The sequence below is a fragment of the Brucella sp. NBRC 12953 genome, assembly GCF_040369775.1.
Classification (GTDB): Bacteria; Pseudomonadota; Alphaproteobacteria; order Rhizobiales; family Rhizobiaceae; genus Brucella; species Brucella pseudogrignonensis.
Genome location: NZ_BAABSV010000006.1, coordinates 124146 through 150315, shown reverse-complemented (window position 1 = coordinate 150315; position 26170 = coordinate 124146). Strand labels below are relative to the sequence as shown.

The window sequence follows — 26170 nt, the reverse complement described above, 5'->3', positions numbered from 1 at the left end:
TTTATCCTACAAGTTTGTCGTAACCAGCCTTGTCGAGAAGTCCCGAAAGCTGGCCTTCATCGGAAAGCTTGAGCTTGAACAGCCAGCCTTCGCCTTCTGCAGCCTGATTGATCAGAGCCGGATCGCTCGAAACGGCGTCGTTAACTTCAACCACTTCGCCATCGACCGGAGCATAAACGTCGGAAGCGGCCTTGACCGATTCAACAACGACGATGCCTTCGCCCTTGGAAACGGTACGACCGACTTCCGGCAGATCTACGAATACGAGGTCGCCCAGCTGTTCCTGTGCGTGGATCGTGATGCCGACAGTGGCAACGCCACCTTCGACGCTGATCCACTCATGATCTTCGGTGAACAGGATATTGGCCATGGAAATCATCCTTTGCGATAGCGATGCGGTGTGAAGGGAAGTGCATGAACATCAACGGGAACCTTGTTACCGCGGACGTCTGCGAAAATGCGGGTGCCGGGGACTGCAAGGCTTGCCTCGACATAACCCATGGCAACCGGGAAACCTGCGGATGGGCCGAAGCCACCCGATGTGACGGTGCCGATCTGAAAACCGGATTCATCGAAAAGTTCTGCACCGCCACGCACTGGCTGGCGGCCTTCCGGCTTAAGGCCAACGCGCTTGGCGGTCGCACCCTTGGCAATCGCATCCAGAACGGCTTTGGCGCCATTAAAGGCAGCCTTTTCACGCACTGACTTGGTGATTGCCCATGTAAGACCAGCAGAGACCGGATCGGTTTCCGGCGTAATATCCTGACCGTGCAGGCAAAGACCCGCTTCAAGGCGTAAGGAATCGCGGGCAGCAAGACCGATCCATTCGACGCGTTCGTCAGCCAGAAGCTTGGTTGCAAGCGCGCGCGCCTCATCGGCAGGTAAGCCAATTTCAAAACCATCTTCGCCGGTATAGCCCGAACGGGTCATGAACCAATTGGGATTAGGCTCAAAGCCGCTCATAAAGCCGAGCTCTGCACCTTTAAGACCGGCATCGGCAATGACGCTTTCGGCTTCCGGACCCTGAATGGCCAGGAAAACGCGATCCAGTGGATTGACCGTTACATCCTTGCCAGATGCTGCTTCATTGAGATGCTCAATATCGGCATCAGCGTTGCCCGCATTGGCAACGACCATGAAACGGTCTTCGCCAAGGCGCGTGACGATAAGATCATCAAGAACACCGCCTTGGTCATTGAGAAAGAAAGTGTATTTCGACTGGCCGGTTTTCAGAACCGAAGGATCAAGCGGACAGGTTTCGCTCAAAAGCGCGATTGCATCTGCGCCCGAAACTTCAATCAGCTTCATATGAGAAATATCGAAAAGGCCGACATGCTCACGCGTATGAAGATGTTCCTTCATAACGCCAAGCGGATAAGTGATCGGCATGTTCCAGCCAGCAAAACCGCCAAAGCGTGCGCCAGCTTCCTCATGCAGATCCTGCAAAGGCAGGGTATTCAAGTGTGCGGTATCGCCCATAACAACTCCAGAGTCGCACGTATGCCTCCGCGAAATGCGGTTGCTTCGTGCCCCTCTGTCTCAAGCCTGAGAGACTCGCATAGCTATAAAGCTATACTTACACCTTCGGCGCGGGGTTTCCCCCGACTTTCCAGAGTTGCCTTACCCGTCTGCGGTTCCTTGTACCTGAGAGATTTCGGGCGATTTCCCCTTCGGTGGCCAACTTGCGTCAGCTCTCTCCCGCAGACAAACAGTGACAGAACATTCTCGTAGAACGCAACGCTCCATCACACGACATAAGTCACTTAGCTTAAACCGTTTCTGGTGTCATGTATAATTATTGTCACGAGACGACAATTCCCGGGGTTTTTGCGACAAAAATCGATCTTTCCCGAAAGCACAAAAGAACCCTCTAACGAAGTCCCTTACATTAGTGAATATGGCTGGAAATTTACAATCCGTTAAGGATTGAGGCCATAAAGGACGCTCAAATTGGTGATTTGGGCAGTCGGCATGATGATTGTGATTATAAAATGACCAAGCTGCGCAAAAGCCATGCAATCGACAGGCTAAATTGCACAGCAGCTATGCAAATCTGTCTCTCCACTTCCGAAATCATCGAGCCTATATGCTGTTCGCAACACAGAGAGATAAGATTTTACTAGGTGAGAGAAATGAACCTGATCCGCTCGTACAACAACTGGCGCCGCTACCGTAACACGGTAAATGAACTGAGCCGCCTGAGCCCACGCGAACTGAACGACCTTGGCATTCTTGCTTCGGAAATCCCGTTCGTTGCACGCAAGGCAGCTGCTCGCTAATAGCGCCTCGAAAGGCACCCGCCTTTTTCTGGACCGCGACCCTTTAAACCGCGCGGTCCTCACAGTTTCCAAGGTTTTTGCCGGGGCGTTTTCCTCCCATTCCCCCGGTGACCGCAAGACCGGAACTCCTCCTCCCAAGCCGGTCTTACCCTAAATGACACCCGCCGCCCCTCCCGCGGCGGGTGTTGTTTTTTTAACAGCGGCTCCAGTTAAGACTGAATCATTGGAACCGCTGTAAGTTTTTGTTTTTACGCATTATCCTATGCAAAACCGTTTCGCACTTTTGCTGGAAATGCTTTATGCAGCCTCCTGTATCGCAAGCGCCGACTTTTCGCGACCCATCCGATCCAGTGCGATAGAGATTGCAAACACGATAAGACCGGCAACTGCCAGAAGCGCACCGACCGTTCCGGTTGAAGTCCAGCCAAATCCCCATGCAACCGCCAAACCACCCAGTGACGCGCCAATCGCATTGGCAAGATTGAGTGCTGAATGATTAAGCGCTGCTGCCAATGTCTGCGCATCCGCCGCAACATCCATAAGGCGTGTCTGCAATGCTGGAACGAGCGCAAAGCCACCGCCAACCAGCAATATGTTTAAAAATGCTGTGGCCGGATGCTGCATCAAAAATGGAAATGCCAGCATGACAGCCATGTCGTAGAGCAGCACCATTCCAACAGTGCCCATCACAGTGCGGTCAGTCAGCTTTGAACCGACGATATTGCCAAGCACCATACCAAGCCCGAATGTAGCAAAGACCAGTGGCATCCATTTCACGTCGACATGCGAAACTTCAGTCACTGTAGCAGCCACATAGGTGAAGACGGAGAACAATCCGCCGGTGCCAATCGCGCCTATTCCAAGGGTCAGCCAGACCTGCTTGCGACGGAAGGCACCAAGCTCACGCAGCGGAGAAGCACCTTCGTCTGCAGGCTGCTTGGGCACATATATCGTAACCAATACCATCGTGAGGATAGCGATCAGGCCAACAGCTGCAAACATTGCACGCCAACCAGCCACTTGTCCGAGCCATGTCGCCAAAGGCGTTCCGCACAATGTTGCAACGGTCAGCCCCATCATCACGCGGCCAACGGCTTGCGCACGCTTTCCGGGCGCCGCCATGGAAGCAGCCACCAAAGAAGCAACCCCAAAATAAGCGCCATGCGGAAAGCCCGCAACAAAACGCATGATATAAAGACCGGTATAGTCCTGCATGAATGCACTGGCCAGACTGCCGAGTGCAAACAGCCCCATGAAAAGAAAGAGCAGTTTGCGGCGATCAAGCTTTGCACCAATGACTGCAAGCACCGGTGCACCGATCAACACGCCCAATGCATAAGAACTTATGAGATGACCCGCTGAGGGCATATCGACCTGAAGATCGCGTGCGATATCCGGCAAAAGTGCCATGATCGCGAATTCGCCTGTGCCGATACCGAAGCCGCCAATAGCGAGTGCGAGTTCCGCCAGTCGCGCAGGCGAACGTGACGAAGTTTCCGGCAACGAAGCCGAAGTTTGAATTTTTGACATGAATGTGCCTGAAGGGAATGGAGGATGTCGGACAACCCTACCACTCCTTTCAGGCAAAGGCGATACGCTTTATCGTGATAAGCGCATGGAAAATCGCTGCTTACTTAGAGCGCCGTGCGCCCTTTTGGGCGCACAAATTTCGCTCTAACAGTTTATATTTACAGCATAATTTTACCTTAAACTGCTTCAGGTTTAAGGAATGATGCTGTAGCCGCCACAACCTCGATTTCGACCTTGAATTCTTCCCGTGTAAAGCCGGAAACGATCATCAGCGTTGAAGCCGGTGCGGGCTGCGGAAACAGGCGATCACGCACATCCATATAGGGACGCATATAAGCGCGATCCGTCACATAGGCGTTGATACGCACGACATCGGAAAGTTCCATGCCGCCATCGCGCAGAATACGACCGATGTTTTCAAAGCAAAGCTCCGCCTGCGCGCCTGCATCTTCCGGCACCGATCCATCTGGCGCAATGCCAAGCTGGCCGGAGCAGAATACCAGCTCGGCACCCGCACCCACCTTCACGCCATGACTATAGGCGGCAAAGGGAGCAGCCATATCGGCTGGCAGCAAATGTTTCAAAACAGTCATTTTATGTCCTCAGGCTTTTGGGGCAGATGCCAGCAATTCTTTGAGCCGTGCAGCACCCGCTGCAATATCGTCTTCGGTGGGATTGATACCCGCTGCAAGCAGCCGCCGAGCAATCATGTGGTCAGCTGGACGGTTGATGGAATCGACCGCAACCAACTTTTCGCCCGCAAAATGAAACACCGAGAATGCATTATCTTCGAGATTGCCTGACAGAATATGACGGTCGGCATCGAACGAAAGCCCAGCGGTCTGCAATTTCATGTCGCCCTGATCCGACCAGAACCACGCCACATCACGAAACGGCGTACCGCGCCCGACAATCGAGCGCGCAACATGCTTGGCCTGATCGGTTGCATTCTGCACCGATTCCAGTCGCACGCGACGACCTGCATGGAAATGGTCATAGCTCACGCAATCGCCAATCGCATAAACATGCTCACTCGACGCACGCATATGCTCATCCACCACGATGCCGTTATCGACAACAAGTCCGGCTTCGGTCGCAAGCTCAACATTTGGGACAGCCCCCGTCCCCAGCACCACCATATCAGCTGGAAAAAGCGTGCCATTGGCCGCTTTCACACCTGTCACGCGGCCATCTTTGCCTTCAATCGCCTCAACGCCCACGCCCGTCAGAAGCGTAATATCCGACGCACGGCTGCGTGTTTCGACATGCGCCGAAATATGTGTTGCAACCGAACGACCCAGCACACGAGGGGCTGCTTCAATCAGAACGGTCTTCTTGCCAAGAGCTACAGCACTATGCGCCATTTCAAGACCGATAAAGCCGCCACCGATAATTACCACGTTTTCAACACGCGGCATCATATCTGCAATGCGGCGCGCATCACCCAAACGGCGCAACGTGACAACGCCATCGAGACCAACACCTGGCATGTCAGGAATGCGTGCGCGGGCACCGGTCGCAAAAACCAGCTCCGACCAGCTTAGCACCTTGCCGTCATCAAGCGTGACTGTCTTGTCAGTCAGAGACACATGCTCAACGCTGTGCCCGAAAAGCAGCTCAATATTATTATCGCGATAGGTACTTTCCGGACGTAGAACCAGAATGCCTGCTTCCGGCGCCTTCAGATAGGACTTGGAGAGCGGCGGTTTGTGATAGGGAATATCCTGCTCATCATTGATCAGGATGATCTCGCCCGCATAGCCTTCCTGTCTCAGACTGATTGCTGCCTGCGAACCTGCGTGGCCCGCGCCAATAATAATGCATCTGTTGTCCATAGGACCTCCGGAATTTTCCCGCGCATCATAATCATGAGACAGGCGGTCGCGTGGCGAATTCGTCACGGATTCACACCTTAATTGCACGCCTCCCTATTTTTTTAAACATTTAGTTTGACCGATCGGTCAGATTGTTTAGTAAGTTCTTTGCTTCAGCACGCAGCCTACCCCCAGCAGCCAGCCAGGAGCCTCCACTTGAAACGATATTGGTCAGAATATACGAGTGAGGCATTCTCCCGCCTGGAGCGCGATAAAATCGTGGCAGTTCTGCCCGTTGGCGCGATCGAACAGCACGGACCACATCTTCCTCTGGCAGTGGATGCAGCGATTGTGGACGGCATGGTGAAAGAAACTATCGCCCGCCTTCCCGATGAAAGCAAAGCGCTGTTCCTGCCAACGCAAGCTATCGGCAAAAGCAATGAGCACAGCCTTTATCCCGGCACACTGACATTCTCGGCAGAGACGCTCATTCGCATGTGGTGTGAAATTGGCGCCTGCGTTGCCGCAAGCGGCGTTCGCAAAATGGCGCTGCTGAACAGCCATGGCGGCCAGATCACGGTCATGGACATTGTGGCGCGCGAATTGCGTATCAAACACAATATGATGGTTTTCAGCGTCAACTGGTTTGGCCTCGGAATGCCTGAAGGCGTTTATAGCGAGCACGATCTCAAGCACGGCATCCATGCCGGCGACATGGAAACCTCTGTCATGCTCGAATTCCACCCGAACCTGGTGGATATGTCGAAAGCGCAGAATTTCCGCACACTGACCGAAACGTTGGCTTCTGATTACAAGCATCTTTCACTGAGCGGTGGTGCAAAGCCAGCATGGCAGGTGCAGGACATCAACGCACATGGCGCTGCTGGCGACGCATCGATTGCCACCGCTGAAAAAGGCCGCAAGACCATCGACTTTGCTGCCGAGCGGCTGGTCGAGGTGCTGGCTGAGATCGAACGAGCGCCGCTCTCGTGGCTCGATAATCAACCTGCCTGGTAAGGACGATGAGCGTGGCCCCCAACTCGCAAACCCCATCTTCCCTGATCGATATCAACGGCGTCTATAAGCAATATGGAACAGGCGTCATTGCGGTCAGCGATATGTCGCTCAAGATCGAACAAGGTCAGTTCGTAAGCTTCCTCGGCCCATCGGGCTGCGGCAAGAGTACAGCACTTCGCATGATTGCAGGCCTTGAATCCATTTCGGCGGGCGACATTCACGTCAATGGCCATGCACCGGGCAAAGGCCCCATTGGTGCGCAGGACATCGGCTTTGTGTTTCAGGAACCTACCCTGATGCCGTGGGCCAGCGTTTTCGACAATGTCTATCTGCCGCTCCGTCTTTCCGGCATGTCGCGCAAGGAAGCCACGCCGCGCGTGGAAGAAGTGCTGACGCAGGTTGGCCTGTCCCGCTTTGCCAAGGCCTATCCACGCGAACTTTCGGGCGGCATGAAAATGCGCGTTTCGATTGCCCGCGCACTGGTCACGCGTCCGCGTCTTCTGTTGATGGATGAGCCTTTCGCAGCGCTTGATGAAATGACGCGCTTCAAGCTCAACAATGATGTGCTGCGGCTCTGGCAGGAACACGGCCTCACCGTGGTCTTCGTCACGCACAGCGTTTATGAGTCGGTCTATCTCTCAAACCGCGTCATCGTTATGGCCGCACGTCCCGGACGGGTCGTTGCCGATATTGCTATTGAAGGCAGCTATCCGCGCGCTGAAAACTTCCGCACCACGGAAGCTTACGCAAAGGATTGCGCGACGGTTTCCGATGCACTCACCGCAACGCTTTCGTCGCAAGACATCGACCATTGAGGACAGGGATCATGCAAAACCAAACGCCTGTTCTGAATTCCGAACAACATCGCCTCGCCCGCAGAGACCGCAACTTGCGGATAATCATGCCAACGCTTGCGATCATCATCGCACTTGGCATCTGGGAAGGTCTGGTGCGCTATTATAATGTGCCACATTATCTGATCCCTGCTCCGTCGCTCATCGGCGAAACGCTGATTAAAGACGGGCCATCGCTGATGACGTCGATGTGGTTCACGGTCAAGCTCACGTTGATTTCGCTGCTCTGCGCGATTGTCGGCGGCGTACTGCTTGGCATGATCTTCGCGCTGTCGCGACCGATTGAAATGGCTTTCTTTCCATTTGCCGTCATTCTTCAGGTAACACCAGTCATTGCCATTGCACCGCTGATCCTGATCTATGTGCGCGATACGTTTTCAGCCCTGCTGATCTGCGCATGGATCGTGGCCTTCTTCCCGATCCTGTCAAACACGGTTATCGGCCTGCGTAGCGCCGATCATAATCTGCGCGATCTGTTCAAACTCTATCGCGCCTCGCCATGGCAGCGTCTGCGCTATCTGCTTGCTCCAAGCGCCCTGCCTTATTTCATGGCAGCGCTCAAGATCGCGGGTGGGCTCTCGCTGATCGGTGCAGTGGTGGCAGAATTTGTTGCCGGCAGTGCTGGCCAAAGCACGGGCCTGGCCTCGCGTATTCTGGAATCGAGCTTCCGCAATGAAATCCCGCGCATGTTTGCTGCACTGTTCCTCGTTTCGCTGCTTGGCATTGTGATTTTCCTGATCACAAGCTGGCTGTCGCGCCTTGTGCTGGGACGCTGGCATGAAAGCGAGATCCGTCGTGAAAGATAAGATTGGCAAGGCTGATTTACTCAAAGGCGTCGCGGTTGCGGGTCGCAGTGGGCACTATGATATCAGCATCGATAGCGGACGAATTGCTTCGCTGACGCCTTCGCAAGCAACAGGCGGCGGCTTTATCACACCACTTCTCGCTGATGTGCATGTGCATCTCGACAAGACATTCACCATCGGTCGCATTGCCGAGCGTGGCAGCGCCAAAGTTGAATGTCTGTTCGATGCGATTGACCTTATGAATATCGACCGTGAGAGCTGGAACTCCGACGATATCCGCGCACGCGCCACACGCGGTCTGGAAACAGCCTATGCGCAGGGCGTTGGTGCCATGCGAACTCATGTTGATTGGACCACACCTGATGTGCCGACCGCCTGGCCGGTGCTGAATGAGCTACGTCAGGAATGGAAAGAGCGCATCGACCTTGAGCTAGCAGCGCTTATCCATGGCGATATTGTGTTGGATGCAGGTGCTGCAATTGCCCAGCGCGTGGCAAAAGACGGCGGCGTCCTTGGCGCTTTCTTCTATCGCAATGCTGATCTTGAAGCCAAAATCGAAAAGATGTTTCGTCTCGCCGTGCAGCATGATCTCAAGCTCGACTTTCACGTCGATGAAGGGCTTGAATTGGAAGCTGATGGCTTCTCGCTGATTGTTGCGGCAACCAAGCGTCACAATATGGGAGGCCGCGTTCTTTGCGGTCATGCCTGTTCACTTTCGCTGCGTTCACCCGAGGAACTAAGCCGCATTCTTGATGCCGCTGCGGATGCGGGAACAGCGCTTGTATCGCTGCCGACATCCAATCTCTATCTGCAAGACAGACTTGGCGGAAAATCGCCGCGTCTTCGCGGTGTGGCACCGCTTAAAGAAGCACGTCGTGCGGGCATGAACGCCATGCTTGGGTCCGACAATGTACGCGACGCTTTCTATCCCTATGGCGATTACGATCCGCTTTCGGTTCTGCGCCTCGCAGCCCCGGTCTGCCACCTTGAGCCGGATGAATGGCTCGACAGCATCACCACCCTCCCCGCGCGTTTCATCGGAAGCGACCGCGTACAGGCGCCGAACGAAGGCGGGACTGCGAATTTTATCTGGCATGACGCCACAGACATCAACGACCTTATCAGCCATCCGCAAGCGCGTCGCGTCATCTGGCGCGATGGTACAAAAATTTAATCGGAGAACCCCATGAATTCTGCCGCACCACAGCGCATCTATGACTGGGCCGCCTTTCGCGCCGAAATCGAAGGTATCCGCATTTATGACGACCCCAAGCAGGTCGAGCTGCGGTCCCGCGATTATTTCTGGTATAGCCCGATCCTGACGGAAGACATCGGCCATTATTTGGGCGATCTCGTTGTCATCCCAAAAGATCAGGATGAAGTGCGCCGCGTGGCAGCCGCAGCCGCCAAGCTTCGCATTCCGATCACCGTTCGCGGTGGCGGCACCGGCAATTACGGCCAGTGCGTTCCGCTCGAAGGCGGTGTCATTCTCGATATGACAAAGATCGACCGCATCATCGCAATCGAACCGGGCAAGGTTCGCGTTGAAGGCGGCGCGCGTATTTCGCGCCTCGACGACGCGGTGCGCGAAACGGGTCAGGAACTGTTGATGTATCCTTCCACCCGTCGCATCGCCACTATTGGCGGCTTTTTCTCAGGCGGTTCGGGCGGCATTGGTTCGCTGCGCCACGGCATGTTGCGTGACGATGGCAATGTCTATTCGGTCAAGGTTCTGACCGTTGAGCCAGAACCGAAAATCATTGAGCTGACAGGCCGCGATATCCATAAGGTACAGCACGCCTATGGCACCAATGGTATTATCCTAGAGCTCGAAATCGGCCTCACCAAAGCAACCGAATGGGTGCATACCGCGGCCCTCTTCGACAGCTACGAGGCAACACTAAAATTCTGTCTCAAAGCACTCGAAGAAAACCTCGATTGCTATCTGCTGACGACGGTAGATCGCCGCTTTGCACGTTTTTACACCAGGTTTGGCGAATTGTTCCCATCCGACAAGGATGCGGTCTTTGCGATGATTGCACCGGAAGAACTGGCTCGTTTCGAGCAATTGGCCACAGAGTTCGGCGGCAATGTTTCCTTCTCGATGACGTTGGATGAGCTGCACAGAGCCGGTCTTCAGCCTGCATACGAATGCGGCTGGAACCACACCACCCTTCAGGCGCTGAAGGCAGAGCCGGGCTGGACCTATTTGCAGGTTGCCTATCCGCGTCCGTTCGACATTGATGTGGTGACACGCCAGATCGAACGCTACGGCGAAACGCAATATATGCATCACGAAATGGCACGTCTGGAAGGCGAAGTTCAGATTTTTGCCTTGCCGCTTGTACGCTTTGAAGGCCGTGATGAGATGTATCGCCTGATCGAAGAGCTGGAACAGGTTGACGGCTGCGATATTTACGATCCCCATGCCTATACAATCGAAGACGGCGGCATGAAGGAAATCGACAGCATGCAGATCGAATTCAAGAAGCAGGCCGATCCTTATGGTCTGCTTAATCCGGGCAAAACCCGCGGCTGGACAGCTGACATGGTAGCAAAAGACTAATCAAGGGGAACCAAAATGAAAAAAGCACTCTTTGCGGCAGTCGCCGCTTTCTCGCTCGGCCTATCCGCACAGATGGCCTATGCACTCGATAAGGTGACGCTCGGCACCAACTGGCTGGCACAGGCCGGTCACGGCGGCTTCTATCAGGCTGTTGCCGATGGCACCTATGAGAAATACGGCCTCGATGTGAAGATCGAAATGGGTGGACCTCAGGTCAACAATCGCCCGATGCTGGCCGCTGGTCGTCTCGACTTTCTGCTGACCGGCAATCTGCTTTTGTCGTTCAACAATGTTGCCAATGGCGTACCAACAACGGTTGTCGCGGCTTTCTATCAGAAAGACCCGCAGGCGCTGATGGCGCATGAAGGCGAATACAAGGACTTCAAAGACCTCGTCAATGCACAGACAATCCTGATTTCCAAGGATGGTCAGTTCTCGTTCTGGCCATGGCTGGTGAAAGATTTTGGCTTCAAGGACGAACAGCTCCGCCCTTATGGCTATAGCCTTGCGCAGTTCCTTGGCGACAAGAAGACCGTGCAGCAGGCCTATGCTACAGCAGAACCGATCTATGCTGAGAAAGAAGGCGCGAAAGTCACAACCTTCCTGCTCGCAGATCAGGGTTATAGCACCTATGCAAACACCATCGAAACGCGTCAGGATCTGATCGAAAATAACCCTGATCTCGTACAGCGTTTTGTAACCGCTTCAATCGAAGGCTGGACCAACTTCCTCTATGGCGACAACAGCAAGGCCTATGAGCTGATCCTCAAAGACAACGCTGATATGAGCAAGGAAACGCTCGATGCAGAGCTTGCACGTCTCAAGGACCTTAAGCTCATCGACAGTGGCGACACGCTGGAAAAGGGTATCGGCGCCATCGATATGAACCGCGTCAAGGAATTCTACGAACTGGCTCGTAAGTCCGGTATCGTGAGCGGTGATGAGCTGGATATGACCAAGGTTGCCACCGACGCCTTCGTAAACAAAGGCGCAGGTCTCGACATCAAGAAGCAACTGGGCCAATAAGCACCTTTTAAAAATCTGGAAGCCGCTCTGCGGCTTCCGTGCCAACGCTGGCTGGAGCGCATGACGACAAACCAACAGAATGACGATGACGATCTGACAGGGCGGGACAAGGTTCTCGACCGCAGGCGTCGCATTCAGAGCGCTATTCGCACAGCCGCCATTGATGAGTTTGCGGAAAAAGGACTTGTGGGCGCTTCAACGCAAGGCATCGCCCAGCGTGCTGGTCTCACCAAGCCGCAACTTCATTACTATATCTCCAGCAAAGAAGAACTCTATGAAGATATCATCATCTTCATCCTCGACGAGTGGGAAGATATTTTCCTTGGTGCCAGCACCGAGGAAGACCCGGCCAAGGTGATCAGGCAATATATCCGCGCCAAGCTCGAATATAGCCAGAAAAACCCCAAGGCCTCTCGTCTTTTTACCACCGAGATTGCCAATGGCGCGCCCTATCTGAGCCGTCACTGGAAGAAGCACGTCTCGGCAACGCACAATGCGGTGAAGCTCATTCAGTCATGGGTCGATGACGGTCGTATCAAGCCTTTGGACCCTCTGCTTTTTCAGATGCATATCTGGGCAGTTACCCAGCACTATGCTGATTTTGAAGCACAGGTTCGTAGCATGATGTCGCTCAGCAAAGACGAGCCGCTGGACCTTGATCGCATCGAAAAAGAAGTCTCGACGCTGTTTTTGCGTGCCTGCGGGCTGGACTGAGACCCCGTTAAAACTACCAGCTTTTCGATTTAAGACTAAAAATGTCAAAAATGACATATCGGATGACAAATTCCAGTTGCATCCCTAAAGTAACGTGCGTTAAAGTTGCTGTAAGTTTTTGGGAACTTTATAAGTTCATCCTAATCGAAATACTATTAGAGCGCCATGTGCCCTCCTGAGCGCACACAAGTCGCTCCAAGACTATAGAACAAGCATCGACCATCCCTTGGCGGGGGGCGATGCATTAAGGAGCAGGTTCTTGGGGAGGAGCCTGCTCCTTTTCAATTTTAGAGCGCCGTGCGCCCTTTTTGGGCGCACAAAGGTCGCTCTAACACTGTATATTTACAGCATAACTTTACCTTAAACTGATTCAATTTTAAGTAATTATGCTGTGAGGCAAATTTAGGCCTATCTTATGGAAAAGAAACAGAAAAGCCCCGGCAAAGGCCAGGGCTTTTCTGCGTCTTAGAGCGCATCCCAAAAAATGTGAAACGATTTTCGGGACGCGCATCAAAACTAGAAGTTAGAACGAACTTATTCAGAAAGCCATTCTTTAACCCGATCCGGATTATCGGCAATGTACTTGTCGACAGCCTTCTCGTAAGAAGTTTCCTGCGCATCGAACATTGCAGCTTCCAGCTCATTGATTGGAATGCTCATCTTCTCAAGGAGAGACGCAACCTTCGGGTTTTCTTCCTTGAAGCCCTTACGAGCCAGAGCATCGATATGTTCTGCACCGCCAAGCGCACCTTCAGGGTCGGCAATGTAGCGCAGCTTATACTTGCCGAACATCCAATGCGGGCTCCAAGAGGTGGCGACGAACCAGCCGTCCGAGCGCATTGCGCGATCAACCGTCGTCAACATTGCAGCTTCACTGGAAATATTGAGCTTGTAATCAAGGCCGTATTTCTTGATTGCTTCGTCCGAAAGACGGGTCAGACCTGCACCCGGATCGATCCCCTGAATTTCACCTTTCAGCTTCTCACGAACTTCTGGCTTCTTCAGATCTTCAATCGAACTGATTTCGCTTTCCGGGATATAGTCTGGAACAATCCAACCAAGCTTTGCACCTTCGTAAAGCGGGCCGAGATTTTCGACCTTGTCTTCCACACGCTTGTAATAATCAGCATGCGTTTCCGGCAACCAGGCCATCATCATGGCATCGATATCGCCACGGCTTACGCCCTGATAAAGCGGGGCTACGTCGGTCTGAACCAGCTCAACCTTCTGACCAAGCTTGTCTTCGATCAGCTTGGCTGCGAGCTTGGTGACGAATTCTGCGTCAGACCAGGGAGCCCAGCCGATCTTCACCGTTTTGCCGTCTTGCGCGAAGGCTGCTCCGGCAGACAAGCTACCTGCTACCACTGCTGCAAGACCGAATTTTGTTAGCTTTCCTAACATGGCTTCTCCTTTGTGATTAACTGTCGTTCCCGTTATTATTATTTATGCTTCCTGCTTGCGGAACGCAGATGAGGATGGCTCATCTGCTGTCTTTTTCATAAAGGACAGCCTTTTGAAGAAGCCCAACAAGCCCCCGGAATTTCTTTTGCCAAAGCTCTGTGTGATACGGTCGAGGATGACAGCCAGGATGACCACCGCGAGACCGCCTTCAAACCCCTTACCGACATCAAGACGCTGAATACCAGTCAACACCGTGTTGCCGAGGCCGCCGGCTCCAATCATCGACGCGATAACGACCATTGAAAGTGACAGCATGATCGTCTGGTTCATACCCGCCATGATGGAAGGCATGGCGTTGGGAAGCTGTACCTTGAACAGCAGCTGGCGCGAGGTGCAGCCAAAAGCGAGGCCCGCTTCAACAAATTCAGCATGAACCTGACGGATGCCGAGATTAGTGAGACGCACCACAGGTGGCATGGCGAAAATGACGGTAGCAATCGTGCCTGGCACTGCGCCAAGGCCAAAAAACATTGCTGCCGGAATGAGATAAACGAAGGCAGGCATCGTCTGCATCAAGTCAAGCACCGGACGAACCACCGATGCAACAGCATCGCTGCGCGCCATTGCGATACCGAGTGGAATGCCAATCACCACTGCGATAATCGTGGAGGCAAGCACAAGTGACAGGCTCTCCATCGTGCCGCTCCACAATCCCATATGGATAATAAGAGCAAGTGCAAAAACTGTGAAAACTGCGAATTTCCAACCCACACGCCAAAGCGCAAGCAGCGTGAGAATAGCAATGCCACCGAAAGGCGGAATTGCAAGAAGAGCATTTTGAATGCCATCGGTCACAAAACCGATTGTGGCTGCGATCATATCGAGCGCAGGCGTGAAGTGATCAAGAATGTAGTTCACCACTACATCCGCCCATCCGCCGATACTAAAATTCAGATCCATGGTTTACCGTCCATTTCAGATCGAGTTACCTATGGCTGGACATTGTCCAATACGGGTGTCCAATACGGGATCAAACCCGAATGCCTGAGAAAATATGAGCGCGCGGATCAACCCGCGCGGCCGAGAGTCTCAAGCAAAGCCGATTTACTGATAGCGCCGAGATAGCGGTTATGCCGGTCGGTGACAGGCACAGGCCAAGGGCTTTCAGCGACACGCACCAAAAGACCGGAAAGAGGAGCATCGGCCTGTATCGCGGCCGCACCGTCCAGCTGATCGCTCTCCGCCTTAAAGCTTCCGCTTGCGAGCGCATCCCGTGTGACAACGCCACGATAAATGCGATCTCCATCAAGCAAAACACCGTAAGACTTGCCACTCGCATCAAGACGTTCAAGTGCCGAAGACAATTGCGCTGGATCGAAGACGATCAACTCATCCTCGCGCGCAACATCTGCCGCTTTGAAGACGCGTGAGACATCCACATTACGGAAGAACGAGCGCACATAATCATTGGCGGGCGCAGAAACGATTTCGTTCGGCGTTCCAACCTGTACGACCTTGCCATGCTGCATGATGCAGATACGATCGCCAATACGCATGGCTTCATCGAGATCATGGCTCACGAAGATGATCGTGCGGCTATGTTCTGCCTGAAGACGCTTCAGCTCATCCTGCATTTCCGTGCGGATCAGCGGATCAAGTGCAGAGAAAGCCTCATCCATCAGCAGAATGGTCGGTTCGCTCGCAAGTGCTCTCGCAAGTCCAACGCGCTGTTTCATGCCACCGGATAGCTGATCAGGCATAGAGTTGGCGTAAGGTTCAAGTCCAACAGCTGCTAACGCTTTGAGTGCTTTCTCGTGGCGTTCGGCCTCGCCCATTCCCGCCACTTCGAGACCGAATGAAGCGTTGTTCAAGACTGTACGGTTGGGGAGCAGAGCAAAGGACTGAAACACCATGCTCATGTCGCGGCGGCGAAGATCAATCAGCTCGCGCTTCGACATTTTAACGATATCACGGCCATCGACTTCGATGGAACCTGCCGTTGGCTCTATCAGACGATTGAGAAGTCGCAGAAGCGTCGATTTACCTGAGCCAGAAAGGCCCATGATGACGAATACTTCGCCTTCTTTAATATCGAAGGTCGCATCATCTACGCCGATTGTAGCACCAAGATCACTGTGAATCTGGGCTTTTGATTTGCCTGCACGCAATTCCTGCATTGCGCGCTCCGGATCGTCGCCAAAGACTTTAAAAACGCCATTCAAGCTTATCTTGGTCTTAGCAGGCGACTTCATACTATCTTCCTTGTATAAAATACCATGCATTATGTTTAACCCCGCTGTGCTGGCGGGTTTAATCTCCTTTGTAACATCATTATTTCTTCATTCATGCGCGAATTGGACATGCGCAACTTGCAGGCGTTGATTGACCCGCTGAGAATGATTGGCGATTGGTGTGATGTATTTATATAGGCCATTTCCCGACATGTCCACCCACAGTGACGGATTCATCTTGGCGCAACCCGTTCCCATGATTATTTTTGATGGGTTGCACGACGAAATATGCGAGCTGATCGACAGGTCCAATTGTGAGGACTAATCAACCAGTCTGGCATTAATAGTAATCCGGGGGAAGGCTTGCACACGAGCGAGCTGCGACAAATATGCAATTAGCTGCGACATGAGGCAATTTAGTATTCGCAGAATATAATTTCGCTTAATTGCAGTAAATTTGTATGATTATACTTATGCCTTATCTGGCGTCATTTGCCAGAAAAACGGGCACAGATCAAGCGATCCGTGCCCGAAATTTCAACGTGAATGAAGCGGCCTGGATTAGCGATTAACCATATATCCAACGAATCCGGTGATACGCCAGCGATCACCGTGGCGACGGCAAAAATAAAGCGTTTGCCAGTTTAATTTGTCGTGCGTTCCATCTGCTTTTGCGATGGTCCCATCAAACTTTTTACGCGCAATAGCGACATCGCCATTGATATCAATCACGTTGAGTCGCGTGGCACGGAAAACGCCGTCTGCAAGAGATTCGGCATATTCCGTTGCAGCGCTTTCCGCTGCCTGACGCAGCCATTCATCGCGATAGGCGGTAAGTGTCGGGAATGCTGCGTCCCATTTATCGGGATCGGATTCACCATGAGCATGGATGCCCAGAAAGCGCGGTTCATCAAAATCATCGGCGACCAGAGACCAGTTTTCGGTCACGAATGCCTCGATATCGCGGCGCACAAGCATTTCCCATATTTGCTCGCGATCCCTATCGCCAGCAAATGGATTGACGGCTTCTTTCACATACCCCTCCTGATTACTTTAGTTTTCCGCGCGCAGCGACCGGCAGAATATCAATGACATCGTCACCGGAAATGAGATGCACTTCGTCGAAAAGATTGGATACGACACAGACGTGATCGGGAATGACCCTAACCTTGTCGCCGATTTTCAAACCGGCCAGATCGCCTTTTAGCGTGCCGTGCTCTTCGCTGAGGCCTGTTACCAGGGCTTCAGGCTTTCCGGCCAACTCGCCAAAATCTGCCAGCCCGAGCGTATCGCTTGAAAGTGACTTGGAGCCCGCATCGATAATTGCGCGATCTGCAGTTGGATGGCTGACAATCGTCGAAAGTACGGTCAGCGCACAATCATTCAAAGTCGCAGCACCCTTTGCCACCTGATACCGGTCAAAATAGATATAGGTGCCCGGCCGGTATTCTGTAACGACGCTTTGCGTTGGCGAACGCCACATATCGGGTGTGCCACCACTTGATATCGTCTCGCACTGAATGCCATTTTCTGCGAGCAGATTGCGTGCTGTCAGAAGCCATTGTTCAGTCTGCTCAGCCTTACCTGCAGCTGGGTAAGTCATAAGGCCACCGAATTTCAGACCCTTGCTCTGCTCAATCTGACGCGCAAGTTCCAGCGCCTCTTCAGATGTTTGCACACCACAGCGCCCCATGCCTGTGTCGCATTCGATCAGCACTTTGAGCGGCCGCCCCTCATTGGTAAAGCGCTTTGCCAAACCTTCAAGGCTCGTCGCATTATCGACTGTGACCGAGATCGTTATGCGCTGATGAAGGGCATAAAGCCGGTCGAGCTTTTCCTTGCCCAGAATATTATAAGGCAGGAAGATATCGACAATGCCCGCATCGGCCATAACTTCCGCTTCGCCGATTTTCTGGCAGGTAATACCGGCTGCACCTGCTTCAAGCTGCCGCCGCGCGAAGAATGGCAGTTTATGCGTTTTGATATGTGGGCGGAGTTTCACGCCGATCGCATCAGCATGGGCTTGCGCCTTGGCAATATTGGCCTGAACGCGATTAACATCAATCAGAATTGCAGGCGTATCAATCTCACGGACGTTTGTAGGCCTTGTCATTCGTCAATCTCCCAGCGGCAAGCGCGGATCATCAATCTTGAGTGTGTTCAAACTGTGCTTGATGCGTCTCAGGCTCTCAAGCACTTTCGGTCCATGAATTTCAGCGGTGGCAGTCGCAATCATGTCGAGAATTGCCATAAGTGCAAAACGGGAAGAGGTCGGCTTATAGAGATTTCCATCTTCATTGGGCTGAAACGGAATGACCGTGTTGGCAGCCTTCGCCAAATCAGACCCCGGTGCGGTGATCGCGACGGTTTCGGCACCATATTGCCGCGCCACCAGTATCGCCTCGACAACGGACCGGGCGTAGCCCGAAACTGAAAACGCGATGACTGTTGTTTCACGCGTCGCAACAGCCGCATACATGCGCTGCAATTGGCCATCCACCTGCGCCAACACCGGAATTCCAAGCCGAAAAAGCCGGTTTTGCAATTCCGTTGCCATCATTGATGAAATGCCGCCAGAGCCTATGCAAAGAACGGAACCAGAGCTGATTATCCGTTCGGCGATCTTCATGACGATCGACATATCGAGGTTATCGCTTGCGCGATGAATTGCAGCGACCGCGGCGTCAGCAACCGCAGAAGCAATGCGGGCCTCGCGGATATCACGGGCAGGCACTTCTGCCGTCAGATATTGGCCACCAATCGCCAACGCCTGCGCGAGAAAAAACTTGAAATCACGAACACCATCGCAACCCAAAGCACGGCAGAAGCGCGTTACCGTCGGCTCACTCACCCCTGCACGCGCTGCTATTTCTGAGATTGCTGCCTTTGACGCATAGTCAGGATCAGACAGCACCAATGCAGCCAGTCGACGGTCGGATTTCGACCCGTCCTGTGCTGCGGCATGAAGCCTTGTGATGATGTCTGCAACCTTGCTCATACGGGATTTACAGCGGCAAACCGCTTTCCTTATCAAAGAGATGAATATGCTCGGGCTTTGCCGTTACAGGGACTCGCTCTCCCGGTGCAAGGTGAATACGTTCGCGGAATACGGCTCGCACAGCTTCGCCAGCAATTTTCCCATAAACATGGGTTTCCGGTCCCGTTGGCTCGACCACTTCAATAGCGAGCGTCAGCCCGCCACCCTCTTTCGCAATGACGAAATTTTCAGGCCGTACACCCAATTCAACGCTGCGCCCGGCAGCAGATTTTCCGGGTATGGCGATTTCTTCACCCTCATTTGTGCGGAATTTTCCACCTTCGATCAGTTCACCCGGAATGAAGCTCATGGAAGGAGAACCGATAAAGCCCGCGACAAACTTATTAGCGGGACGATCATAGAGATCGAGCGGCGCACCAATTTGCTGAATCTTGCCTTGATTCATCACAACGATACGGTCCGCCATAGTCATGGCTTCGATCTGATCGTGTGTGACATAGATGACCGTCGATTTCAGACGATGATGGAGTGCCTTAATCTCGGTGCGCATCTGAACACGCAGCTGCGCATCGAGATTGGAAAGCGGCTCATCGAAAAGGAAAACCGACGGCTCACGCACAATCGCACGTCCCATGGCGACTCGCTGACGCTGACCGCCGGAAAGCTGGCGCGGATAACGATCAAGATAGGAATGCAGATTGAGGATCGACGCGGCCTTATCCACTTTGGCTGCAGTGGTTGAACCATCTTCGCCGCGAATACGCGGACCAAATCCGATGTTTTCGCGTGCCGTCATATGCGGAAAAAGCGCATAGGACTGAAACACCATTGCGATGTTGCGCTTTTGCGGCGGCAGATCATTGGCGCGTTGGCCGCCAATAATCAAATCACCGCCCGAAATTGGCTCAAGCCCCGCGACCATGCGCAGAAGCGTGGATTTACCACAACCAGACGGGCCGACGAGCACTAGAAACTCGCCATCCTCAATATCGAGATCAACCCGATCAAGAACATTCATCTGTCCGAAAGATTTGGTAATGCCACGCAGGGAAACATTTTTCATCACTCAGTTCCCGTTTAGAATATCATCGATAAATGGACGACAGCCGGCCATAAGTCCGGCATCGACCGGCAATATTGTGCCGGTGATGCCCGATGCCCTGTCGGATGCGAGGAAGGCAACCGCTTCGGCCACCTCATTAACTTTGACAATTCGTCCAAGCGGATAAAGTCGCTTGAGCTTGTCGAAAACGGCGGGGTCTTTCGCGATGCGATGATCCCAGGCTGACGTATGAATTGAACCGGGGCAAACCACATTGGCCCGTAAGCCGTTTTGCCCGTATTCAACAGCCAGCGCCCGCGCAAAAGCGTTGATTCCTGCTTTTGCAGCTGCGTAGGCAGGATTGCCGAAATGTGAGAGCGCATTGACGGATGAAATGAACACGAATGTGCCATGCCCCCGCGCCGCCATTTTCTTGGCGATTGCCGTGGAAACCGCGCTGACGCCGGTCAGATTGAGATCGATTTCGCGGTTGATCGCGGCCTGATCAAGCTCCTCGAATGATTCGGAGCGCGTCCAGCCAGCATTATTGATCACGATATCAGGCACGCCATCACTTGCCATAATATCATTCGCTGCATTTTCCAGCGCATTACGGTCCAGAAGATCAAATGCATGACGGCTGTCAAAACCATCAGCCTGCATCACATCAATGCTTGTATCGCAGCCAATGATTCTCGCCCCACGCGATGAAAATAGCTGCACGAGCGCTGTGCCGACGCCGCCGCCTGCGCCGGTAATCAAAACGGATTTTCCGGCAAATTCGCCTGAATGCTCCACTCTCTTCCCCTTTATACAGCACTTTTCGCGCCTGCTTATTCTGGTCAGCCTAAAAGTGAAAATGTAAGTTTGCAACAAAACTTTTTACTTGAAAGCGCAAAATTTGCCGATAATGTAAGAAAATAACAAAAATTAAGACGTCTTCACATGAAGCATGGGCAAACAAGGGAACGGGAAAATGTCTATCAATAAATGGAAGGCCGGCCTTTTGGCTGGATTAAGCATTCTGGCAATTGGTTCAGCCGCGCAGGCTGGCGAAGTGCGTATGACAGTCGCGGAGTACAGCTCCAAGACCGGCCCATATTTTGAAGAAGTGAAGAAGGCTTTTGAAGCCGCAAATCCTGGCATCACACTCAATTTCGAGGTCGTGCCGTGGGATGTTCTTCTGCAGAAACTAACCACCGACATCTCGGCAGGCACCAATGCTGATCTTTCGATCATCGGCACCCGCTGGCTGATCGACTTCGTTCAGCAGGGCATCGCCGAGCCGCTTGACGGCTATATGGACGATTCATTCAAGGGTCGTTTCATCGAAACATTCCTGTCGCCTTCGGTATTGGAAGGCAAGACATACGGCCTGCCGATCGCAGCATCTGCACGCGCTATGTATTACAATAAGGAATTGCTTGAGAAAGCAGGCGTCACCAATCCTCCCGCAAACTGGGATGAAGTCAAAGCTGCTGCAGAAAAGATCAAGGCGCTTGGCGGTGAAAACTACGGTTTCGGCCTTCAGGGCAAGGAAATCGAAACAGACGTTTATTATTATTATGCGATGTGGTCGCAGGGTGCAGAAATCCTCAACAAGGATGGCACTTCTGGCCTGAGCACTCCGGGCGCATTGGAAGCTGCAAAGCTTTACAAATCGATGATCGACGGTGGCCTCACCCAGCCGGGCGTTACGTCCTATGCGCGTGAAGATGTTCAGAACCTCTTCAAGCAGGGCAAGGTCGGCATGATGATCACTGCGCCGTTCTTGTCCAACCAGATCAAGGAAGAAGCGCCAAACCTGAAATATGGTGTCACCGCAATTCCTGCTGGCCCAACGGGCGCTCGCGGCACCTATGGCGTGACTGACTCTGTCATCATGTTCCAGAACTCCAAGAACAAGGAAGAGGCCTGGAAGGTTCTCGACTTCCTGTTCCAGACCGAATGGCGTGCTAAGTTCACGCAGGGCGAAGGCTTCCTTCCTGTAAACAAGGAAGAAGCGAAGATGGATTATTACGTCAATAATGCCGATCTCGCTGCATTCACGGCTCTGCTTCCTGATGCGCGCTTTGCACCGATCATTCCGGGCTGGGAAGAAATCGCCGACATCACATCCAATGCGATGCAGAGCATCTATCTGGGTCAAGGCGAACCGGAAGCCGTTCTGAAGGAAGCTGCTGCCAAGGCAGATGCAATCCTGAAGAAGTAATCCCATCAACCCGGCGGCAGGTCAACTCAAGACAGTTTGCGCTGTTTTGCTGCCGGGTTCCTTTTTCTTCCGTGGATTTTTTGGCCGATGCAAAATCGCACCCTGCCCTATTTTCTGATCCTGCCAAGCCTGCTGCTGGCTGCGGTGGTGATCTTCTGGCCGGTTGTGCATCTCTTTGAGATCGCCACCCATGACGTGAACCGTTTTGGCCAATTGCGCGATTTCAACGATGGCGCAAACTTTACGGCCCTGATCGCATCACCCGATTTTCTCAATGCATTGTGGCGAACAGCCGTCTGGACCGTGGCTGTGGTCGGTGGCGCACTTGTTGTGTCCATACCCGTTGCGATCATCCTCAATATGGATTTTTATGGTCGTTCCGTAGCGCGCGTTATCGTCATGTTGCCGTGGGCAGTTTCGCTCACGATGACAGCAATCGTCTGGCGCTGGGCGCTGAACGGCGAAAGCGGAATGCTCAATTCGGCTTTGCGCAATCTGGGACTGATCGACAGTAACATCCAGTGGCTCGCCAGTGCTGCAACCGCTTTTCCGATGCAAGTTCTCGTCGGCATTCTGGTGACCGTACCATTTACAACCACGATCTTCCTTGGCGGTCTGTCTTCTATCCCGGAAGACCTTTACGAAGCTTCGTCGCTTGAAGGTGCAAGCCTCTGGCAACAGTTTCGTGAAATCACGCTGCCACTGCTCAAGCCATTCGTGAATATCGCGATCGTGCTCAACACGATCTATGTGTTCAACTCCTTCCCGATCATCTGGGTGATGACACAGGGCGGACCGGCGAACTCCACCGATATTCTCGTAACTCACCTTTATAAGCTCGCTTTCCGGCTCGGAAAACTCGGTGAGGCCTCGGCGGTATCGCTGATCATGCTCGCCATCCTGCTTGTTTTCACGGCCATCTATATCCGGCTATCCATGCGGAGCGAACGCGCATGACCGCATCCAAAATAAAACGTACATTCATCGCCTGGATCATCTTAGCACCTTTGATCGTGCTGACGCTGTTCCCTTTTGCGGTCATGTTCCTGACAGCAGTGAAACCGCCGCAAGAGGTTCTGTCTCCAACGTGGTGGCCAAGTGAATTCCGCTGGGCAAACTTCTCCGAAATGTGGGTTCGAACCGGCTTCGGCACGGCTCTTCTCAACTCCTTCTACGTCTCGGTCATTGCTTCCATCGGTGCAATCATTGTGTCGATCCCAGCAGCTTATGCCATGTCACGCTTCCATTTTGCGGGGCATGGCGCATTCCGTCAGTTCCTGCTTGTTTCGCAGATGATTTCACCAATAGTGCTGGTGCTCGGACTTTTCCGGTTGCTTGCAGCTTATGGATTGATTGAAAGCGTTACAGCAGTTGGCGCCATCTATATGGCCTTCAATATCGCCTTCACAGTATGGATGCTGCAGAGCTATTTTGACACGATCCCGAAAGATCTCGAAGAAGCCTCTTGGATGGAAGGGGCTGGCCGCTTCAAGACGCTGGTCAAAGTGTTCTTGCCGCTCTGTCTGCCTGCTATCGCCGTTACAGCGATTTTCACCTTCATCAATGCATGGAACGAGTTCGTCGTCGCACTCACCATGCTGCGCAGTCAGGGAAGTTACACCCTTCCTATCCAGGTCTTCTCGCTGGTTGCAGGCCGCTACACGGTTGAATGGCACTACGTCATGGCCGCTACTCTCGTAGCCACTCTGCCGGTCGCAATCCTCTTCATATGGCTGCAGCGTTACCTGATCAAAGGTCTGGCGCTCGGGGCTGTAAAATAAACGGAGTCATCATGTCAAAGAAACAGGCTTTCGGTGCGTCCCACGTACCGCTCTCCCCTGCTGTGCGCGCTGGCGACACAGTCTACATTTCCGGTCAGGTGCCAATGGGCGCTGACGGCAAGATCGTAGAAGGCAATATTGAAGCCCAGACCAAGCAGGTTCTTGAGAACATCAAGGCAGCACTGGCCCTCGCCGGAGCAAGCATGGAAGACGTCGTCAAAACGACGATCTGGCTTGAAGATGCACGCGATTTTGGACGTATGAACGCGGTTTATGCGACTTACTTCCCAAAAGATCCTCCGGCACGCACCACGGTCGAATCCCGTCTGATGATCGACATCAAGATCGAGATTGAAGCCATCGCCTACGCACCGCAAAAATAGCCCGGGCAAACCATATGCGCATTTTCACAGCGTCGCTTGCAACTGAAACCAACACATTTTCGCCCGTACCAACCGACCGAGCGTCGTTTGAAATGGCTTTTTATGCTGCACCCGGAAAACATCCGGACACGCCGACGCTGTGTTCATCGCCTATCGTCGCTCTGCGCAAGCGTGCAGCAGCTGAAGGCTTAACTGTCATTGAAGGCACTGCCACATGGGCCGAGCCGGGCGGTTTGCTTCAGAGGCAAGCTTTTGAAGAACTGCGCGATGAAATTCTGGATCAGCTCAAAGCAGCGATGCCTGTCGACGCAGTGGTCCTTGGTCTTCACGGCGCTATGGTTGCGCAAGGTTATGATGACTGCGAAGGTGATCTGCTTGAACGTATCCGAGTAATCGTCGGACCAGATATTCTTATTGCCAGCGAGTTTGATCCGCATAGCCATCTGACGCAAAAGCGGGTCGAAAACCTCAATATTTACGCTGCATTCCTCGAATTTCCGCACACGGATTTTTATGAGCGCGGCGAGCACGTTGTATCTCTGGCTCTGGATACCCTCAAGGGCAAGATCAAACCTGTCATTTCGACATTTGATTGCCGGATGATCGGCGTTTTCCCGACCAGCAAGGAGCCGATGCGCAGTTTTATAGACCGTATCAAAGACTTGCATGGCAAGGACGGCATTCTATCCGTTTCAGTTATTCATGGATTTATGGCAGCCGACGTCCCCGAAATGGGAACACGGATACTCGTCGTTACCGACAATGATGCAGCCAAGGGGCAAGCATTAGCCGAGAAACTTGGCCGTGAGCTCATCGCCATGCGCGAGCAAACGCCGATGACCATGTATCACGTTGACGAAGGCATTGATCGCGCAATCGCTGCCCATGCAGCTCAGCAGTCTAAGCCTGCTGTCATCGCTGATGTCTGGGATAATCCCGGCGGTGGTGTTGCGGGAGACGGCACCTATATTCTGCGACGCTTGATCGAACGCGGCATTCAGAAGGCCGCCGTTGCAACAATCTGGGATACGTTGGCGGTCACGTTCTGCCATGCTGCTGGCGAAGGCGCCGTCATCAATCTGCGCATTGGTGGCAAATCCGGCCCGCAGGCGGGCGAACCCATTGATGCGCGCGTCACTGTGATGAAAGTGTTGCAGGAAGGGTGGCAGAGTTTTGGACTCAGCCGCGTAACACTCGGTCCTTCGGCAGTCGTCCGCATCGTGGGAACTGAGATCGACATCATTCTCAACACCAATCGCACGCAGACATTTGAGCCGGATATCTTTTCAAATTGCGGCATAGACCCGATGCAAAAAGACATTCTGGTTGTGAAATCGACCAATCATTTTCATGCAGGCTTCGCGCCGATTGCCGCAGAAATTATCTATGTCGATGCGCCGAGTTCCTACCCGGTCAATCCGCGTGTGACCGACTACCAGAAAATGACACGGCCAATTTGGCCGCGGGTCGAAAACCCATGGTAAAAAAGCAAAGCGCGGGAATTTCCCGCGCTTTT

At 53.1% G+C, this 26170-nt stretch carries 26 protein-coding genes and 1 riboswitch; of the genes, 13 read left to right on the top strand and 13 right to left on the bottom strand.

Annotated elements, in window-relative coordinates; all coding sequences use genetic code 11:
- Position 1 precedes the first annotated feature (1 nt).
- Positions 2–370 (bottom strand): glycine cleavage system protein GcvH, encoded by a 369-nt coding sequence (gene gcvH, locus ABWV94_RS15725; protein ID WP_007879538.1) that lies wholly within the window; start codon positions 368–370, stop codon positions 2–4.
- 5 nt (positions 371–375) lie between these two features.
- The gene (gene gcvT / locus ABWV94_RS15720) at positions 376–1479 is read right to left on the bottom strand and encodes a glycine cleavage system aminomethyltransferase GcvT (protein WP_112813883.1); all 1104 of its coding nucleotides are present in this window, start codon (positions 1477–1479) and stop codon (positions 376–378) included.
- Between the two features lie 142 nt (positions 1480–1621).
- Positions 1622–1711, bottom strand: a riboswitch (glycine riboswitch).
- A 421-nt stretch (positions 1712–2132) separates the two neighbouring features.
- On the opposite strand from gcvT, the gene ABWV94_RS15715 reads away from it, so the two are divergent.
- Positions 2133–2279, top strand: a complete 147-nt coding sequence (locus ABWV94_RS15715) for a DUF1127 domain-containing protein (protein ID WP_007879540.1) — start codon at positions 2133–2135, stop codon at positions 2277–2279.
- Between the two features lie 297 nt (positions 2280–2576).
- Here the strand turns inward: ABWV94_RS15715 and ABWV94_RS15710 are convergent, their stop codons facing one another.
- The 3 genes from ABWV94_RS15710 to ABWV94_RS15700 form a co-directional block, all read right to left on the bottom strand.
- Positions 2577–3809, bottom strand: coding sequence for an MFS transporter (locus tag ABWV94_RS15710; RefSeq protein WP_353414263.1), 1233 nt, complete (start codon positions 3807–3809; stop codon positions 2577–2579).
- Between the two features lie 176 nt (positions 3810–3985).
- Complete coding sequence (locus tag ABWV94_RS15705) at positions 3986–4402, bottom strand: RidA family protein (protein ID WP_231195472.1); 417 nt, start codon at positions 4400–4402, stop codon at positions 3986–3988.
- A 9-nt stretch (positions 4403–4411) separates the two neighbouring features.
- Complete coding sequence (locus ABWV94_RS15700) at positions 4412–5644, bottom strand: NAD(P)/FAD-dependent oxidoreductase (RefSeq protein ID WP_353414260.1); 1233 nt, start codon at positions 5642–5644, stop codon at positions 4412–4414.
- 195 nt (positions 5645–5839) lie between these two features.
- On the opposite strand from ABWV94_RS15700, the gene ABWV94_RS15695 reads away from it, so the two are divergent.
- Genes ABWV94_RS15695 through ABWV94_RS15665 form a run of 7 tightly spaced genes read left to right on the top strand, consistent with a single transcriptional unit; the run spans position 5840 to position 12606 of the window.
- Positions 5840–6640 carry a creatininase family protein gene (locus ABWV94_RS15695; RefSeq protein WP_353414258.1) on the top strand — a complete coding sequence of 267 codons (801 nt, stop codon included), beginning with the start codon at positions 5840–5842 and terminating at the stop codon, positions 6638–6640.
- A 5-nt stretch (positions 6641–6645) separates the two neighbouring features.
- Positions 6646–7455, top strand: a complete 810-nt coding sequence (locus ABWV94_RS15690) for an ABC transporter ATP-binding protein (RefSeq protein WP_353414256.1) — start codon at positions 6646–6648, stop codon at positions 7453–7455.
- A gap of 11 nt (positions 7456–7466) precedes the next feature.
- Positions 7467–8300 (top strand): ABC transporter permease, encoded by an 834-nt coding sequence (locus tag ABWV94_RS15685; RefSeq protein ID WP_064321838.1) that lies wholly within the window; start codon positions 7467–7469, stop codon positions 8298–8300.
- Positions 8272–9474: an amidohydrolase family protein gene (locus ABWV94_RS15680; RefSeq protein WP_353414253.1), complete on the top strand. Its 1203-nt coding sequence runs from the start codon at positions 8272–8274 to the stop codon at positions 9472–9474. The genes ABWV94_RS15685 and ABWV94_RS15680 overlap by 29 nt, the downstream gene beginning before the upstream one ends.
- A gap of 12 nt (positions 9475–9486) precedes the next feature.
- Complete coding sequence (locus ABWV94_RS15675) at positions 9487–10866, top strand: FAD-binding oxidoreductase (RefSeq protein WP_353414251.1); 1380 nt, start codon at positions 9487–9489, stop codon at positions 10864–10866.
- A 15-nt stretch (positions 10867–10881) separates the two neighbouring features.
- On the top strand, positions 10882–11892 hold the full coding sequence (locus ABWV94_RS15670) for an ABC transporter substrate-binding protein (protein WP_112813889.1): 1011 nt from the start codon (positions 10882–10884) through the stop codon (positions 11890–11892).
- 60 nt (positions 11893–11952) lie between these two features.
- Entirely contained in the window at positions 11953–12606 is a 654-nt protein-coding gene (locus ABWV94_RS15665) for a TetR family transcriptional regulator C-terminal domain-containing protein (protein WP_007879563.1), read from the top strand.
- A 534-nt stretch (positions 12607–13140) separates the two neighbouring features.
- Here the strand turns inward: ABWV94_RS15665 and ABWV94_RS15660 are convergent.
- From ABWV94_RS15660 to ABWV94_RS15625, 8 genes are all read right to left on the bottom strand, one after another.
- Positions 13141–14007 carry a glycine betaine ABC transporter substrate-binding protein gene (locus ABWV94_RS15660; protein WP_007879565.1) on the bottom strand — a complete coding sequence of 289 codons (867 nt, stop codon included), beginning with the start codon at positions 14005–14007 and terminating at the stop codon, positions 13141–13143.
- Between the two features lie 42 nt (positions 14008–14049).
- Complete coding sequence (locus ABWV94_RS15655) at positions 14050–14967, bottom strand: ABC transporter permease (RefSeq protein ID WP_007879566.1); 918 nt, start codon at positions 14965–14967, stop codon at positions 14050–14052.
- Positions 14968–15074: 107 nt separating this feature from the next.
- The gene (proV, locus tag ABWV94_RS15650) at positions 15075–16259 is read right to left on the bottom strand and encodes a glycine betaine/L-proline ABC transporter ATP-binding protein ProV (RefSeq protein ID WP_007879568.1); all 1185 of its coding nucleotides are present in this window, start codon (positions 16257–16259) and stop codon (positions 15075–15077) included.
- Positions 16260–16799: 540 nt separating this feature from the next.
- Positions 16800–17273, bottom strand: coding sequence for a hypothetical protein (locus ABWV94_RS15645; protein ID WP_194779553.1), 474 nt, complete (start codon positions 17271–17273; stop codon positions 16800–16802).
- Between the two features lie 13 nt (positions 17274–17286).
- Positions 17287–18351 carry a D-TA family PLP-dependent enzyme gene (locus ABWV94_RS15640; RefSeq protein ID WP_353414248.1) on the bottom strand — a complete coding sequence of 355 codons (1065 nt, stop codon included), beginning with the start codon at positions 18349–18351 and terminating at the stop codon, positions 17287–17289.
- Between the two features lie 3 nt (positions 18352–18354).
- Positions 18355–19236, bottom strand: a complete 882-nt coding sequence (locus ABWV94_RS15635) for a MurR/RpiR family transcriptional regulator (RefSeq protein ID WP_112813893.1) — start codon at positions 19234–19236, stop codon at positions 18355–18357.
- A 7-nt stretch (positions 19237–19243) separates the two neighbouring features.
- On the bottom strand, positions 19244–20299 hold the full coding sequence (locus ABWV94_RS15630) for an ABC transporter ATP-binding protein (protein ID WP_007879582.1): 1056 nt from the start codon (positions 20297–20299) through the stop codon (positions 19244–19246).
- A gap of 3 nt (positions 20300–20302) precedes the next feature.
- Complete coding sequence (locus ABWV94_RS15625) at positions 20303–21076, bottom strand: SDR family oxidoreductase (protein ID WP_007879583.1); 774 nt, start codon at positions 21074–21076, stop codon at positions 20303–20305.
- Positions 21077–21254: 178 nt separating this feature from the next.
- On the opposite strand from ABWV94_RS15625, the gene ABWV94_RS15620 reads away from it, so the two are divergent.
- From ABWV94_RS15620 to ABWV94_RS15600, 5 genes are all read left to right on the top strand, one after another.
- Entirely contained in the window at positions 21255–22490 is a 1236-nt protein-coding gene (locus ABWV94_RS15620; protein ID WP_079213725.1) for an ABC transporter substrate-binding protein, read from the top strand.
- An 87-nt stretch (positions 22491–22577) separates the two neighbouring features.
- Positions 22578–23447, top strand: coding sequence for a carbohydrate ABC transporter permease (locus tag ABWV94_RS15615; protein WP_353414245.1), 870 nt, complete (start codon positions 22578–22580; stop codon positions 23445–23447).
- The gene (locus ABWV94_RS15610) at positions 23444–24271 is read left to right on the top strand and encodes a carbohydrate ABC transporter permease (RefSeq protein ID WP_007879589.1); all 828 of its coding nucleotides are present in this window, start codon (positions 23444–23446) and stop codon (positions 24269–24271) included. The genes ABWV94_RS15615 and ABWV94_RS15610 overlap by 4 nt, the downstream gene beginning before the upstream one ends.
- 11 nt (positions 24272–24282) lie before the next feature.
- The gene (locus tag ABWV94_RS15605; protein ID WP_007879591.1) at positions 24283–24654 is read left to right on the top strand and encodes a RidA family protein; all 372 of its coding nucleotides are present in this window, start codon (positions 24283–24285) and stop codon (positions 24652–24654) included.
- Between the two features lie 14 nt (positions 24655–24668).
- Complete coding sequence (locus tag ABWV94_RS15600; RefSeq protein ID WP_353414243.1) at positions 24669–26138, top strand: M81 family metallopeptidase; 1470 nt, start codon at positions 24669–24671, stop codon at positions 26136–26138.
- The last annotated feature ends 32 nt before the right edge of the window (positions 26139–26170 follow it).